The organism is Paenibacillus terrae HPL-003, from assembly GCF_000235585.1.
GTDB lineage: Bacteria > Bacillota > Bacilli > Paenibacillales > Paenibacillaceae > Paenibacillus > Paenibacillus terrae_B.
Genome location: NC_016641.1, coordinates 3,711,948 through 3,726,821 on the forward strand (window position 1 = coordinate 3,711,948; position 14,874 = coordinate 3,726,821).

Below are 14,874 nucleotides of genomic sequence, written 5' to 3' on the forward strand. Positions count from 1 at the left end.
TAATTTTAAGCTATCCATACGGTCTTAGATCGAGCAGGTGAGGCACTCTTCTACAGACAACTTTTTGGTACGTGTGTAGTACAACGATTTGAGTCCTTTGTGAGCAGCATAGAGATAGCAACGGGCCAATTGGCGTGTAGTCACGTCACTGTTCACATGAAGCACTGTCGAAATTCCTTGATCCACGTGAGGCTGGATTTCGGCAATCAGGTCAAGCACTTTGAACTGATCCATTTGATAAGCGGATTTATAAAAGAACACATTATCTCTTTGCAAGTAAGGCATTGGATAATAGGTTGTCGAGTTCGCATAGGTACGTGTTTCAATTTGTTCCACGATTGGCATAACACTGGACGTCGCATTTTGAATATATGAAATGCTGGCAGTCGGCGCAATCGCCATACGGTAAGCGTGATACAGGCCATTCTTCTTCACGTCTGCCTTCAACTTGTCCCAATCCTCTGGAGTCGGAATATAAATGCCGTTGAACAGCTCTTGCACGCGTGCCGTTGTCGGGCGGTAATCTGTGTTCACATATCGATCAAAATACACACCAGTCGCGTAATCCGATTCTTCAAAGCCATAAAAGCTTTGTCCGGCCGCTTGCGCGATCTCCATGCTTTTCTCCAGCGAGTGATAGTTCATCGTCATGAAGAAGGTGCGGACAAAATCCTTCGCTTCGTTGCTTTCATAAGCAATTTTGTTTTTGGCAAGGTAGCCGTGCAGGTTCATGACACCCAGACCGACAGAATGCATCTCACGGTTTGCCTTGGCAACACCCGGCGCGTTTGCGACTTGGGTCATATCGCTGACCGAGGTCAGGGCAATCATACCCTCGTGAACGGATTCGCGGATTTTGCCATGCTCCATCACATTTACAATGTTGAGAGAAGCCAGATTACAGCTAATATCCCGACGGATTGTATCCTGTTGGCCGTAATCTGCAATTTCAGACGTCTCCTGTAATTGGAAAATTTCTGTGCACAGGTTGGACATTTTAACCTGACCCACGTTTTTAAGAGCATGTGCCTGATTAGCGTTGCTTTTGTTCATCATGTATGGATAGCCGGATTCCAGCTGGATCATGGCAATTTTGGTCAGCATGTCACGCGCGCTCATCGCAACCTTTTTCTTCACCCGGTCGTCAGCGAGCAGTGTATCGTACATTTCATCCAGATCCATATCGTCCAGATGCGTACCGTAGGCCTTGTATACACTGTAAGGAGCGAATACATGCAGCGGCTCATTATCCTGAGCCAGCTTATAAAAGCGGTTCGGCACAATCAGTCCGATGGAGAGTGTCTTGAGGCGTACTCTTTCGTCGGCATTGATTTTTTTACTATCCAGAAACTCCAGTACATCCCAACCGAAAATGTTGTAGTATGCAGCCCCGGAGCCTTTACGTTGACCCATTTGATCCGCGTAGGAGAAGCCGTCCTCCATCAGTTTCAGAACAGGCATAATTCCTTTAGCCGCGCCTTCTACACCTTTAATCGCCTCGCCACGTGACCGCAGTTTCGACAGGTTGACCGCCACACCGCCGCCGATTTTGGACAACTGCATGCAAGTATTCAGCACGTAGTTGATCGAGTTGAGGGAGTCGTCCATTTCGAGCAGGAAGCAGGACACGAGTTCTCCACGACGGCTCTTGCCTGCATTCAGGAAGGTTGGCGTTGCTGGCTGGAGACGCTGCTCCATCATCGAGCGGGACAACAGGCGCGCTGTATCGGCGTTACCGCGTCCCAAATGCAGGGCGACGACCGCCACCCGGTCAGGATAGTGCTCCAGATAGACCTTACGGTCGTTGCTTTTCACTGCATAATCCGTATAAAACTTGGACGCTGCCATATAGGAAGGGAATTTAAAATTATAACTATGAGTGGTATGGAAAATATCCTTAATTTCGTCAGCTGTATAGCTACTATAGAAATTTTCGTAATAATCATTCTCAATCATGTAGAGCACTTTAGCCGCTGGATCCGCAAACTTCAAGCTCCGTTCTTCTACTTCCTTCATAAACTCTTCTACAGCCTCTTGATCCTTTTCCAATTGGAAAAAGCCGTCTGTATCGCGTTTCATCAACATGTTGTTCAATTCAATATGCCGCAACTCGGCTCACCTCCTGTTTGAAACGCTCTACATCGCCGAACGTTCCGGATAATTCAAATTTACTGATGACAGGCACGTTGTAATGGTTGGAGATCAAATCCGCGCTTTTGGCAAAGCACTCACCCCAGTTACGGTTGCCGCTGGCAGCCACACCTACGAGGTTTTTGGAATTTTTTTGCAAAAAGGAAGATACCTTCTCAGGTATCTGTCCAAACCCCGTTGTATATGTAATGAGTACGTATGGTTCCTCTATAGTCATTTGCTCCTGGATTTGGACCGCCGGAAGCTTAAGCTTCCCAATAAATCTTTTTACATTGCCGGTCTTGGAATCATAAGCAATCAGCATTGTGTTCATCCTCCTTGACATTTGGCGAAACAGCATCGGCCCAAGGTTCGAAATCCTGTAAAGCTTCGCAAACCCTTGCTGGCTATGCTTTGCCAAAATTTTAACGCCTATTTATATCGTTATTTCCATATCTGTATTTTCAAGATATCTGTGAAAAATACGCGTTGTACACTATATTTAGAGTACGATTTCTATTTTATATCTATATATAGTTGGGGTCAATCACTTTTAAAAGGTTGGGCACTAGGATTGGGGGCAAGTCCAAGCGGGGTGCGGGATAAGCGGAATAACTTTTTTTTTCGTGCGAATTTTAGAAATGTACTGGAGTTTTGGGGGATGAAGATGTACGATTTGTCAATAGGAGATACAGCGGTAAATCTACCTTTTACTGTAGGGGGATAAGTATGGTGGGAGGGAAGATGTACTATGCCACATATGATTGGGGAACGTATCGTACTGAGAGAGTATCGTCAGGAGGATATACCAGAAATACGAAAGTGGGTCAATGACCCGGATATTACACGCGGTTTGAGCGATGTTTTTACTTATCCTCATTCCCAGACGAATAGCGAAGCCTATGTACAGATGATGATCGACGGCAGTTCGGAGACGAAGGGCTTTGTCATTGCGCATAAAGACACACTGGACTATATCGGACAACTGGATTTATTTAAAATCAACTGGATGAATCGGCATGCCACGCTAGGCATTGTGATTGGACGCGATGATAACCTGGGCAAAGGCTACGGACGGGAAGCGATCCGGCTATTGCAGAAATTTGTATTTCATACGCTGAATCTGAATCGGCTGGAGCTGGAGGTCTATGCATACAACGAGCGTGCATATCGCTGCTATCTGGCCTGTGGCTTCAAGGAGGAAGGTCGGCTACGGGAAAAGCTGTTCAGGGAAGGCCAATACTATGACATCATTCAGATGGGGATTTTGCGAAGTGAGTACGAGGCTGTGGAGCAAACGACGGAATCTCGATAAAGTGTGTAGGGAGATGGAACAAAAAAGAATGGTCAATATAAAAGTCCCCGGATTTCTACCTAGTTATATGATTATCCAAGAAATCCGGGGGCGGTGGCGATGGGAAGCACCATCCGACTGCGTAGTGGCACAGTAAGTAACTTTTAAGTTCAGCTTATTTGATCGTTATTTTTCCTCGTTCCACAGCTTGAGCCGATTTTGGATCAGTCCGGTGTAGATTTCTTCAGCCTTCGGCACACCTGCATGATCCAGCTCTTGGAGCATGCGGTCATAGACAGCATCAAATTGATCCGACTTGGCGAGTATAGCTTCGGGAATCCGTTTGCGCACAATGTCCTGCGACTTCTGATAAATGACATTGTAGTTCGTGTTGGTCGGAACGGGCATGTTGTAGGCGGCACCCCATTCTTTCGCTGGAAAATCCTTTTCGTTCGGGAACAGGTCCTTCCACGTTCGAGCATTGTAGGCTTGCAGGGATTTTTTTTCGGCCTGGCTGTAATTTTCGGTAATCATCTCTGGATAGTTCGTTGTATAGTAGTTGCCGGAAGGGTCCTTGATGCCGTCACCGTAATGCGGTCCCCATATCCAATATAAACCGATGCCCGACTCTCTCATAAAAGCGGAATTATCGGTGTTTTTACGTTGCTGCACATCGGGTGGAATAACCCGTTTGCCATTCTCTATCTTGTAATGCTGGCCTTCGATTCCCCAGTTGCGCAAAATTTGTCCTTCGTCGGAGGCCAGAAAATCCAGAAATTTGATGGCACGTACGGGATTTTTGCACGAGGTCGTAATTCCGATCCCGTATGCTGCATCAAAGCCAAGCGGCTGGAGGGAATGATCCTCGTATTTCTCGCTTAACGTGACCGGGAAATGCGCGTAGGTAAATTCATCCTTGCCCGATGCTTTGAGTGCATTTTCGGCATCCTGATAGTTCCACTCCTGATCAATGAGTCCAATCACACGACCTGCGGCGATTTTGGACTTGTATTGATCGCTTTTTTGCACAAAAGTATCCTTATCCAGCAGTCCTTCGTTGTACATATGATTCAGCCAGCGGAAATATTCCCGTTCCTCCGGGCGTTTATAGTGGAGAATGGCTTTATGCGTCTTGGGATCGATATAATACTCTCCATCGTCCGGGCCGCCTGTAGCGGTAACTGCGGGATTTGTCACGGTAATTTGAATTTTCCAATCTTCGGCATCAAGGGAGAGGGGGATGGTAGGCTGACCGTTAGTGGTGGGATATAGGGCGACATAGTCCTTGAGCGCTTTTTCAAAATCCTGAACAGTGCGAATTTTCGGATAGCCGAGCTTCTCGAGTGCCTGATGCTGGATTTCGAACCCGGCTTGTGCGTCAAATGCGATGTGATCTACGCCCAAATTTGTCGGAATGGTATAGATGGCAGGGTCGTCATGGCTATATTTAATACGGTTAAAATAGTCTCCGTACACTTTCTTGATATTGGGGCCGTATTTATCAATCAGGTCGGTTAAGTCAATGAGTGCCCCGGCATCGACCAGCTTACCGACATCGTTTTTGGGATAGACCAGATCAGGATACTCTCCGCTGGCAGCCATCAAAGCAAACTTTTCCTCACCCCGGCCATTGACGGCATGTTCTCCGTTCAGTGTCACGCCTGTTTTTTTGATAATTTCCTGTCCAATGGCATCCTTCATGTTATTCCAGTTCGAGCTGGCGTCACCACCAAAAAAAGTAAGTGTAACAGGACTGGTATCATCGGGATTTTCCTTTTCTGCTGTACCGCCTGTTCCATTCGCGCAGCCCGTCGTGACGAGCAGCAACAAAGCCAGAAGCAGGATGGAGCCTTGTCGTACCGACCTGATCTTGAACATCTGCAAAATCCCCCTTTATAAGTATGATTTCATAATGTAAGTGCTTTCAATAGTAAATTGTAGGAAATACCGATCCTTACGTCAAGTCATTTATGTTGATTTGTTATGTGTTTGTTTTTTTATTATGCAAACATATTTTGGTGGATGGTGTGGATTTGTGCAAACCCATCGTTTGATGATATAAAACAAAGTATGCTACGATGATACCAGTTTATTGGAGCACCCATGAATTGAAAGGGCAGAGTCAGAAAAAAGATTCCGATATAGGGTTGGGTGAGAAGATGCGTGGAAAAGTAACGTTGCAGGAAATTGCGGATGCGGCTGGTGTTTCAAAGTTCGCTGTTTCGCGTGCATTGTCCGGCAAGCCCGGAGTAAGTGAGGAGACGAGGGCAGTGTTGGTCAAGCTGGCTGCCCAGATGGGCTATTTTCGCAATCATCCAAAGACAACGGGGGTGGAGCCTCGGGATACGGATGCCGGGGAATGGTCGGGAACTGTGCTGGTGTTATTTCCAAATATACGGCATCAGAACAGAGAATCCAGGTATTGGGGACCTGTGTTTGAAGGCATTTCTGAGCGCCTGAATGGAAAGGGTATGAATATGCTGACGTTAACGGAGCCTTCGACAGAGGATATGTTTTCTTTGCTGAACCCAGAAGCGATCAAGGGCATTATCACAGTGGGGTCGATTTCCACTTCTATATTGCTGAATATTTATCGAATGAGCATTCCGGTCGTCATGGTGGATCATTGGGATGCTGCGTTTTTAAGCGATACGGTGTTTACAGATAACCGCACATGCATGTCTGAACTCATGAGAAATGTGCTGTGCAGGGGCTATACCCGCTTTCAATTTGTCGGAAATATCGACGATGCTCACAGCTTCTATGAACGTTGGGAAGCTTTTCGCTCCGCACTGGAGCTTGGAGGAATAGACTTAAAGCAAAACGGAGCTTTGCTCCACATGGGAGCGCAGAAGCTTGCCGAGGAATTGGACAAGCTGACCGAGGATGAATTGCCGGAGATGTTTGTATGTGTGAATGATGTGACTGCCGGGCACGTGGTGGATGCGCTCAAACGAAAGGGAATTGACGTCCCAAGGCGCTGTGGAGTGACTGGTTTTGACGATACGAGCGAGCAGATGCCGATTTATGCTACGGTGAGAGTGGATAAGGAGTTGCTGGGAATGCGTGCGGTGGATCAACTGCTATGGCGTATAACCAACCCGGATTCGCCGGTCGAGAAAAAGCTGCTGCATGCGGAACTGGTTATACGGGAGGGGGAAGCGCCGCGGCTCAGTCAAGGAAATGATGATCATGAACACCCGATGAGTACAATCAAATATAGTTGATGTCCAGACGTAGATGATGGAGTTCCGTACACGGGGAAGATAAAAAAAGTCGCTTTTAGCCTTTTTTGGGCGAGAGCGACTTTTCTTTGTTGTTTTTCAATTTGTTTTTTTATACAAACGATTTGACTATTTTGTTAGCTTGATGTTATTTTTGTTATGTTTATAGAGGAGTAAAGATGTTCCCAATCATCCTTATAGGGAGGCTTGCGACGATGTTCAATGTGACAGGGTTGGATAACTGGAGGTTTAGGGAAGCGCAAGGTGATGAGTGGCTTAGCGCGAAGGTACCGGGATGTGTGCATACGGACCTTTTACGACATGGCAAAATTCCTGATCCTTTTATAGGAACGAATGAGGAGAAGGTACAATGGATTGACAAACAGGACTGGATATACGAAGCCCATTTTGAAATGAGTGTGGAACAGCTTCAGTGCCCGTGTGTAGAACTGGTGTTGGAGGGCTTGGACACGTATGCGGAGGTAAAGGTGAATGGACACCCCGTTTTGTCGGCCAACAATATGTTTCGGATGTGGAGACGGGATGTAAAGGCATGGGTTCAACAGGGAGAGAATCGGCTGGAAATCGCGTTCCGTTCTCCAGTAGCTGAGGATGTGCCCAAGCTGGAACAACTGGGTTACGCTCTTCCTGCGCCGAATGATCAGTCCGAAGCAGGTGGTTTGGCGGACAAAAAGGTAAGCGTTTTCGCGCGTAAGGCTCCTTACCATTACGGTTGGGATTGGGGGCCGAGGTTGGTGACGAGTGGCATTTGGAGAGAGGTGCGCGTGGAGGCCTGGTCCGGCCTTATCATAAGGGACTTGTTTATCCGGCAGGATGAATTAAGTGCAGAGGGAGCTAGACTCACGGCTGTGGCAGAGATTGAGAATGCGGGTGAGATCAGAGAAGCCGATCTGCGTATTTCCGCTGACGGCAGGGAGTGGTTGAAGCCTGTTCGTTTGCAGAAGGGAAGGCAAACGGTGGATCTGGAATTGTATATGGAGCAGCCCAAGCTGTGGTGGTGCCGGGGGCTGGGAGAGCCGCATCTATATACGTTTGCAGCCGAGCTTGTGGAGCGGGATGGAGGAGATGTAATCGCGGAAAAAACGGTGAAGACGGGCTTGCGTTCGATTCGTCTTGTGCGTGAACGGGATGCGGCGGGAGAGAGCTTTTATTTTGAGCTGAACGGGGTTCCGGTGTTTGCGAAGGGAGCCAACCATATTCCGAATGACAGCTTTACCACGGAAGTGACACGGGAGAGGTATCGGCATGAGATTGCTACCGCTGCCGCCTCTCATATGAATATGTTGCGGGTCTGGGGCGGCGGTATTTATGAGGAAGACGTATTTTACGAGCTTTGCGATGAATACGGTTTATTGATATGGCAGGATTTTATGTTCGCGTGCAGTATGTACCCGGGCGATCAAGCTTTTTTGGACAATGTGGCTAAGGAAGCGGAGGACAACATCAAGCGTCTGCGCAATCATCCATGTATCGCGTTATGGTGCGGCAATAATGAGATTGATTCGGCTTGGGCGCATTATGAGGAGAAGGGAGGCTGGGGCTGGAAAAAGAATTATACGCCAGCGCAGCGAGAGCGCTTGTGGTCTGATTATGAGACGCTCTTTCACCGGATTTTACCGGAAGTAGTACACAGCTGGTCCCCGCAGACGGCATATTGGCCCTCGTCTCCACTGATCGGCCTGTCTGGAGACCGAAAGCAGCATGCTCATCCGTCCTCGACGGCTGGGGATGTTCATTACTGGGGGGTATGGCACGCATCGGAGCCGTTTGAGAATTACCATGTGCATGTGGGGCGCTTTATGAGTGAATATGGCTTTCAGTCCTTTCCCGAATACAGGTCCGTGCGCGCTTATGCGGAAGAGAACGATCTGGAGCTGGAATCTGTGGTAATGCTGGCGCATCAAAAGAACGGGGCGGGCAATCGCCTGATTAAAGAATATATGGAACGGTACATGCGGGAGCCGAAGGATTTCAAAGCCTTTCTTCCCATGAGTCAGATTTTACAGGCGGAAGCGATGAAAATGGCCATCGAGGCGCATCGGCGTCGCAAGCCTTACTGTATGGGCACATTGTATTGGCAAATGAATGATTGCTGGCCCGTTGCCTCCTGGTCGAGTATGGACTATTTTGGTCGCTGGAAAGCGCTGCAATATACGGCTAAGCGCAGCTTTGCCGATGTGCTACTGAGCGTGGTGGATACAGAGCAGGGGAATAAGGAGCTGCATATTGTCAACGATACGCTAAAACCTGTTCAAGGCACGCTGCGGCTGACGCTTTTGCATATCCGGGGTAGTAAGGTCATTCGTGAAGAGGACATTCAAGTAGAGCAGCAAGCTAATGCGGCGGGGCCAGTACATATACTGCCTGCGGACAAATGGCTGAATGGCTTGAACCCTGCTGAGCATATGCTGGTCGCACGTCTGATACAAAACGGTGAACAGGTGGCTTCCTGTGAAGTTTATTTTGCTGACACAAAAGAGATGGATTTGCCGCAGCCGAATATTGAAGTAACAGAGGTGCAGGGAAGCGGAGAAAGCAGCTTTAATCTTCGCTCAGATGTACTGGCGAGGCATGTATGGCTGTCCGCAGAGCAGGAAGGCATTTTCAGCGACAATCATCTGGATTTGGCTCCCGGTATTTCTAAAACGGTGGGATTTTTGGCTCTGGGCAGAGGGGGCTCGGCTTTTGAGGCAGCTTCTCCAGGCAAACTGACGGTACGCTCGTTGGTAGATTGGATACAGGGATAGAGAACAGATCAGGTTTATCCGTACTTCATATAGGCGGATAAGCCTTTTTTTTGCTGTATGATTTTATGATGATATGTACAGCGTTTTCATTGTGTTAGTATATTTAACAAAAATAAGTTTTTGAATTTAATGTTAACGGATATTTGTGAGAAATCTATCTATTCAGCCTCTAATTTTGGTAGAATAGGTTCAAAGTATAATCAAGATCGCAATAAAGCTGACATTACGGGTATGCTTAGTGTTGGACGAAGCTCTATAAAGAGGGCCATGAAAGCATTAGGCGGTAGGGGGGATATGATGCGAAAGAGCTGGTACAGGAGATTGTTTTTTTCCTATTTCCCGATTTTTATGTTGACCGTGTCTATTCTCATTTTTTTATCCTTCCTGATCGTGAATGAGATATCGCGTAATGAAACCGGGAAGGCAAATCGGATCACGACCGGATTTGTAATGGACAGTGTGGAAAAGTCGCTGACGAAGGTAGAAATGGACGTATTAAGTGAAGCGGAAACGAATAAGAGCTACAGCTACTTTCTGAATGGACAGGCGCAGAGCGGCAGCACGATGTTGTATGGTCTGGCAGGGAGCTTGCGTGCGCTCAAGGATAATCATGAATTGGTACATTCTATTTATATTTACAGGATGAAGGATCAAAAGGTACTTACCAGGAGCGGACTTCAGGATGCCAAGACATTTGGCGATTATCCGTATATCGAGCAGGCACTGCAGTCTGAGGATCGGCAGTGGTCTCCAGTGCGAGAATGGAAGGAGCCGGGCAAACATACGTCAGACCGTGTGATTTCGATGCATAAGCGGCTTCCGCTGCCGTTCGGGGGACAAGGGCTACTGGTGATCAATATCGGTGTGTATCCGTTGGAGCAAATGATCGGTCAAATGACGAATTCGGTGGTTTCTTATCTGGTGATTAAGGATGGCGATGGGCATACGATCTACCCGGCTGCATCCGGCGCAGGTGGAGCTGTAAAAGAGGAGGACGGACACCAATTAACTCATCTGCCGTCGGCTCGGCTGGGCTGGAACTTCGAAAGCGGCATTCGGGCCGGGCAACTGTTCGAGTGGGTGTCTGTGATTTCTTACGTTTGGATTGTACTCGGGCTGGCTGTTGTCGTATTGGCAGTGATCTACATTATTTATGTAACACGCAGAAATTACAGGCCGATTCAACTGATGATGCAGCGCATTCAACAATTGCCGAGCCGCCCCGGTGAGGAAAACAACAAGGATGAGCTGTGGATGATTGATCACGCGTTGCAAAGTCTGATTCGGCAAACGGTCGATTATGAGCAACAAGAGCATGCGAATGTACTCATTCGGCGGCGGCAACTGTTCCTTGACCTGATGGAAGGTACAACCATGGAAACGGCCGCGCCTCGTTTGGATGATCTGTCTCCTTTTGTGGATGGTACCCAGAGAGATGCTATCCGTGTTTACGCCGTCATGGTGGTAGAGCTGCATGATCTGGAACTGGAGCAGTCGTACACAATAGAAGGACCACAAGCGGGTAGTAGAAGTTCGAATGAGCATGGAGGTGAAGATCAGCGCCTAAGCCTGTCGTTGCTTGGTGTGATGCAGGAGCTTGCAGCCACTTATGGTTGGCAGGGCTGGGCAGAATGGATGAGCCGCGAAAGAATTGCCATTTTGCTGCGGACAGAGGATGGTGATGGGGAAGGGTTGCTGGCTGTGAAGCTGCAGAAGATGGCGCAAACGGGCTGCGAGTGGCTACAGGGCCATCTGGGTGTACAGCTCACCATCGGAATTGGTGGTCAAACTCACGAGTTGGAGTATATTAAGGATTCCTATCGGGCGGCTGTTTCTGCCCTTCGGTATCGGCTAACGCTTGGGGTACGCGATATTGTGACTAGTGACCAGGTTCCGCAGGACAATGAAATTCCGTTATATACGTATCTGCCGTTGATTTCAGAGACGATCCGTTCTTTTCGGCTGGCAAGCCATGATTGGCGTGGACAGTTGGAAGGTCTGTTCGCAACGATGGAAACGGACAAGTTGAAGGACGGGGATATTTTAACCGTGATTCAGTGGTTACAGGAGCTGCTGGAAAGGGAAATGCGCGAGATGAAGGATGTGTCGGGCGCATTGGATCGTTATTTTAACGGCCCGGAGGCGGAGAGGTGGAGATGTGAGGTGGAATCTGCTCCTTCGCTGGCCCTGATGCACACCGTGATGCTGGAACACATGACCACCGTGTACCGGACTTATGTTGCAGCTAGTGAAACCAAGAGTTATCGGGCTATGGTCAGTGAGATGAAACAGTATATTGAAGAGCATTATACGAACCCGGATTTATCTTTGAATCATTTGAGCGAACGTTTTGATGTGTCGCCTAAATATGCCAGTCATCTATTTAAAACTGAGTTTGATATGAAATTCGTGGATTTTTTGACCCGGTTACGTATGAACCATGCCCAGCAAATGCTGTGCAACACTACAGAGACGGTTCAACATATTGCCACTCAGGTCGGTTATGCCAATTCGATTACCTTTGGACGGGTGTTTAAGCGTGTGGTTGGTGTAACGCCGGGAGATTATCGCAAGCTGAGATTGAAGCCGGAGGATTCATTAACAGGGGGAGCGCTTTAGCCGCTCGCCTTTTTTGCTTTTTTCGTTAAAAAGGCAGGCAGATGGTGTCGGTTTATGAGGCGGAATTTAGTTTATTGCGGCACAGGGGGACAAATGCGATACTTATGTCCATATCTTGAACCTACAGGGCGTCAACGGCTGATGTATTGGCAGGCATGAGGGCGAACCGGAATGACGGAGGATGGCTATGGCGGACATAGATGTACAAAAGCAATATGGGGATGAGCCGAAGGCTTCCGGCTGGGCAGCAGGCATTGATGTCGGCGGGACGAAGACGCTGATCTGTATCGGTACAGCGGAACGGCAAGTGATAGTGAGGCATAAAATTCCGACGGTTCATACGAAGGATGCAGCCTTTTTCTTTGAGCGTCTGTTCGAGGAACTGGAAAGCTGTTTCAAACAGGAAGGCTTGACGATGGAGCAATTACAAGGAATCGGGATCGGCTTTCCTGGTGTGGTAGATAACGATAGCGGCATGATCACTCATGCTCCGGCGCTCCAATGGAGTATGCACGACAGCACACGTGACAGTGGTACGCATGGCGGTATACGATCTGTCATTGGACAGCGCTATAGCGGACGCTTGGTGCTGGATAACGATGTGAATATGGCTGCGTTGGGAGAGCAATGGCTGGGGGCGGCCCGGGGATTACGTCATGTGATGATGGTAACGGTGGGCACAGGCATCGGAAGCGGTCTTATTTTGAACGGGGAGCTGTACAAGGGAGCGGCCAACGGAGCTGGTGAGATGGCCTACTGGATTGCAGGCGAGGAACAGGCGCGGCAAGCGGCAAAATGGAAAGGGACGAACGAGTTCGGTGTGTTCGAATCTTTAACGTCGGGTACGGCAATTACGCACAGTGTGAAGTCGGCGCTCGCGTCCGGCATACCGGGTACGCACATGGTCCGACTGGCGGATGGACAACGGGAGCATGTCGGGGCGCGACATGTTCTGCAAGCGGCATCCGAAGGAGATGTGGAAGCACAGACGATTCTGGAGCCTGCACTGTCCCATATGGCGATGGCCTTGACGAATGTGATCAGCTTGCTGAACCCGGAAATGATCGTTGTAGGCGGCGGTGTGGCAGAAGGGAACACGTATTATTTGGATGAAATTCGGCAAAGAGTAGCCTTATGGACAGACATTCCTTGTACCATTGTACCTGCTGGGCTGGGTAATGAAGCCGGGGCCATCGGAGCGCTGGCAACGATTCTGGGCAGCAAGGTACGCTAAACAACAGGGAGGATTCCAGATGGTTGGCTCACAAATGCTGAAGCTGCGAGGCTTTTATTTGTTTATTGGTTTGGCAGGGGGGATGTTTAACCCGTATTTGACCTTATTGCTGGTTCAGAACGGTTTGACGAGTACCAGTGTTGGTGCGCTGATGGCGATCGGTACGCTGGTATCCATTCTGGTTCAGCCCGTATGGGGAATTATTGTGGATCAATACCGTCAAATGCGACTGGTGCTTATTTTGAGTGTAGCGGTCCCGGGGATCATGGCGGTATGTTATCAATCGGAGCATTTTGTGCTGATGGCGCTTGTCTATTCGATCATGGCTATATTCATGGCAACACAGGCGCCGATCGCTGATTCCTATGCGATCGTGACAGCAAAAAAGGCAGGGGCGACCTACGGCAGCATACGATTTATGGCGAGTATAGGTAATGCGGTGGGCGGCTATGCCGGAGGGCTGTTTGTGTCGATTCTATCGGTGTCCATGATATGGGTGCCTTTTTTGGTACTGAACAGTCTTGCGGCCCTGACGGCACTGGCGCTTCCGAAAAATACAGAGGAAGATCTGGTGTTGCGCAAATCGTTTTCTGATGGAATCGGTCAATTAATCCGTAACAGGACGTTTTTAATATTTTTGGGTGGCAGCTTTTTGGTGAACCAGACGTTGACCGCATTTAACACCTATTTTGTACTGGCCTTTAAAATGTCGGGAGGACCTACAGAGTTGGTCGGGGTTGCTCTGCTGGTTGCTTCCATTACGAATGTGCCCTCCATGCTGCTGGCTTCCAGGGTGATTCGCAGGATTGGGCTGGAGAGAACCCTTTTGCTAGGGGCTGTAGCCTATATGTTGCGCTGGGGAGTTCAACTGGCATTTCCTGATCCAGCGGTTATGATTGCTGTGCAGGTGTTGCATGGGTTGTCGTTTGGATTTTTCTACATCGCGGCCGTGGAATATGTATCACATGTGACGGAAAAGGATATGCAGGCCACCGGACAAAGTGTGTTCAATATGGTATTCGCCGGACTGGCGGGCATTGTAGGTAATCTGTTGAATGGATACCTCCTTCATGCCGGGGGGCCGCAGTTAATGAATCTCGCTTGTCTGATCAGCGCGACCTTAGGTGCGTTAATGATGGTTTATGTATCACGCAGCCGTAAAGATGGAAAGACAGAGAAGGTGCGCAAGCTATCCATGAGTCTTCCATCAGAGACTTCACCGCAGAAGTAGTGCAATGCCCCGGCAGATCGTTGAGAATTAAAAAAACACAGAGAGCATCCCAACCCTGATGAGAGGGAGGATGCTTTTTTTGCGTAAAAGCAACTTTTAAGTCACTGATATGTTAACTTACCTAACACGATTCGAACGGAGAAAATAGTTTATCCGCAGGAAAATAGTGATCTTTTATAAAAGTAAGCGTTTTATCGTATTTAGTAATCGCTTTCATCTAAACTGTTTATGATTGGGAAACTAGTTTATTGTCAGTTTTCCTACGCTCATGTCATACTAAGGCACATCCCGGACCCAGAGGAACAGACACATGCCAATGCATGATATGCCATAACCTCCTCATTGAAGAAGAGGAACGAACGGGAAAAAGCAGA

At 48.5% G+C, this 14,874-nt stretch carries 9 protein-coding genes; 6 read left to right on the top strand and 3 right to left on the bottom strand.

Annotated features, from left to right (window positions below):
- Positions 1-24 precede the first annotated feature (24 nt).
- Both nrdE and nrdI read right to left on the bottom strand, forming a co-directional pair.
- A complete protein-coding gene (nrdE, locus tag HPL003_RS16945) occupies positions 25-2,109 on the bottom strand; it encodes a class 1b ribonucleoside-diphosphate reductase subunit alpha (protein ID WP_014280925.1) in 2,085 nt (694 codons plus the stop codon).
- Complete coding sequence (gene nrdI / locus HPL003_RS16950; RefSeq protein WP_014280926.1) at positions 2,096-2,455, bottom strand: class Ib ribonucleoside-diphosphate reductase assembly flavoprotein NrdI; 360 nt, start codon at positions 2,453-2,455, stop codon at positions 2,096-2,098. The genes nrdE and nrdI overlap by 14 nt, the downstream gene beginning before the upstream one ends.
- 426 nt (positions 2,456-2,881) lie before the next feature.
- Here nrdI and HPL003_RS16955 point away from each other — a divergent pair, with 426 nt between their 5' ends.
- Entirely contained in the window at positions 2,882-3,445 is a 564-nt protein-coding gene (locus HPL003_RS16955) for a GNAT family N-acetyltransferase (protein ID WP_014280927.1), read from the top strand.
- A gap of 165 nt (positions 3,446-3,610) precedes the next feature.
- On the opposite strand, the gene HPL003_RS16960 is transcribed toward HPL003_RS16955, so the two are convergent.
- Positions 3,611-5,302: an ABC transporter substrate-binding protein gene (locus HPL003_RS16960; RefSeq protein WP_014280928.1), complete on the bottom strand. Its 1,692-nt coding sequence runs from the start codon at positions 5,300-5,302 to the stop codon at positions 3,611-3,613.
- Between the two features lie 281 nt (positions 5,303-5,583).
- On the opposite strand from HPL003_RS16960, the gene HPL003_RS16965 reads away from it, so the two are divergent.
- From HPL003_RS16965 to HPL003_RS16985, 5 genes are all read left to right on the top strand, one after another.
- The gene (locus HPL003_RS16965) at positions 5,584-6,651 is read left to right on the top strand and encodes a LacI family DNA-binding transcriptional regulator (RefSeq protein ID WP_043922777.1); all 1,068 of its coding nucleotides are present in this window, start codon (positions 5,584-5,586) and stop codon (positions 6,649-6,651) included.
- Between the two features lie 212 nt (positions 6,652-6,863).
- The gene (locus tag HPL003_RS16970; RefSeq protein ID WP_014280930.1) at positions 6,864-9,416 is read left to right on the top strand and encodes a beta-mannosidase; all 2,553 of its coding nucleotides are present in this window, start codon (positions 6,864-6,866) and stop codon (positions 9,414-9,416) included.
- A 294-nt stretch (positions 9,417-9,710) separates the two neighbouring features.
- Positions 9,711-12,035: a helix-turn-helix domain-containing protein gene (locus HPL003_RS16975; protein ID WP_014280931.1), complete on the top strand. Its 2,325-nt coding sequence runs from the start codon at positions 9,711-9,713 to the stop codon at positions 12,033-12,035.
- 187 nt (positions 12,036-12,222) lie between these two features.
- The gene (locus HPL003_RS16980; protein ID WP_014280932.1) at positions 12,223-13,269 is read left to right on the top strand and encodes an ROK family protein; all 1,047 of its coding nucleotides are present in this window, start codon (positions 12,223-12,225) and stop codon (positions 13,267-13,269) included.
- Between the two features lie 19 nt (positions 13,270-13,288).
- Entirely contained in the window at positions 13,289-14,500 is a 1,212-nt protein-coding gene (locus tag HPL003_RS16985) for an MFS transporter (RefSeq protein WP_014280933.1), read from the top strand.
- The last annotated feature ends 374 nt before the right edge of the window (positions 14,501-14,874 follow it).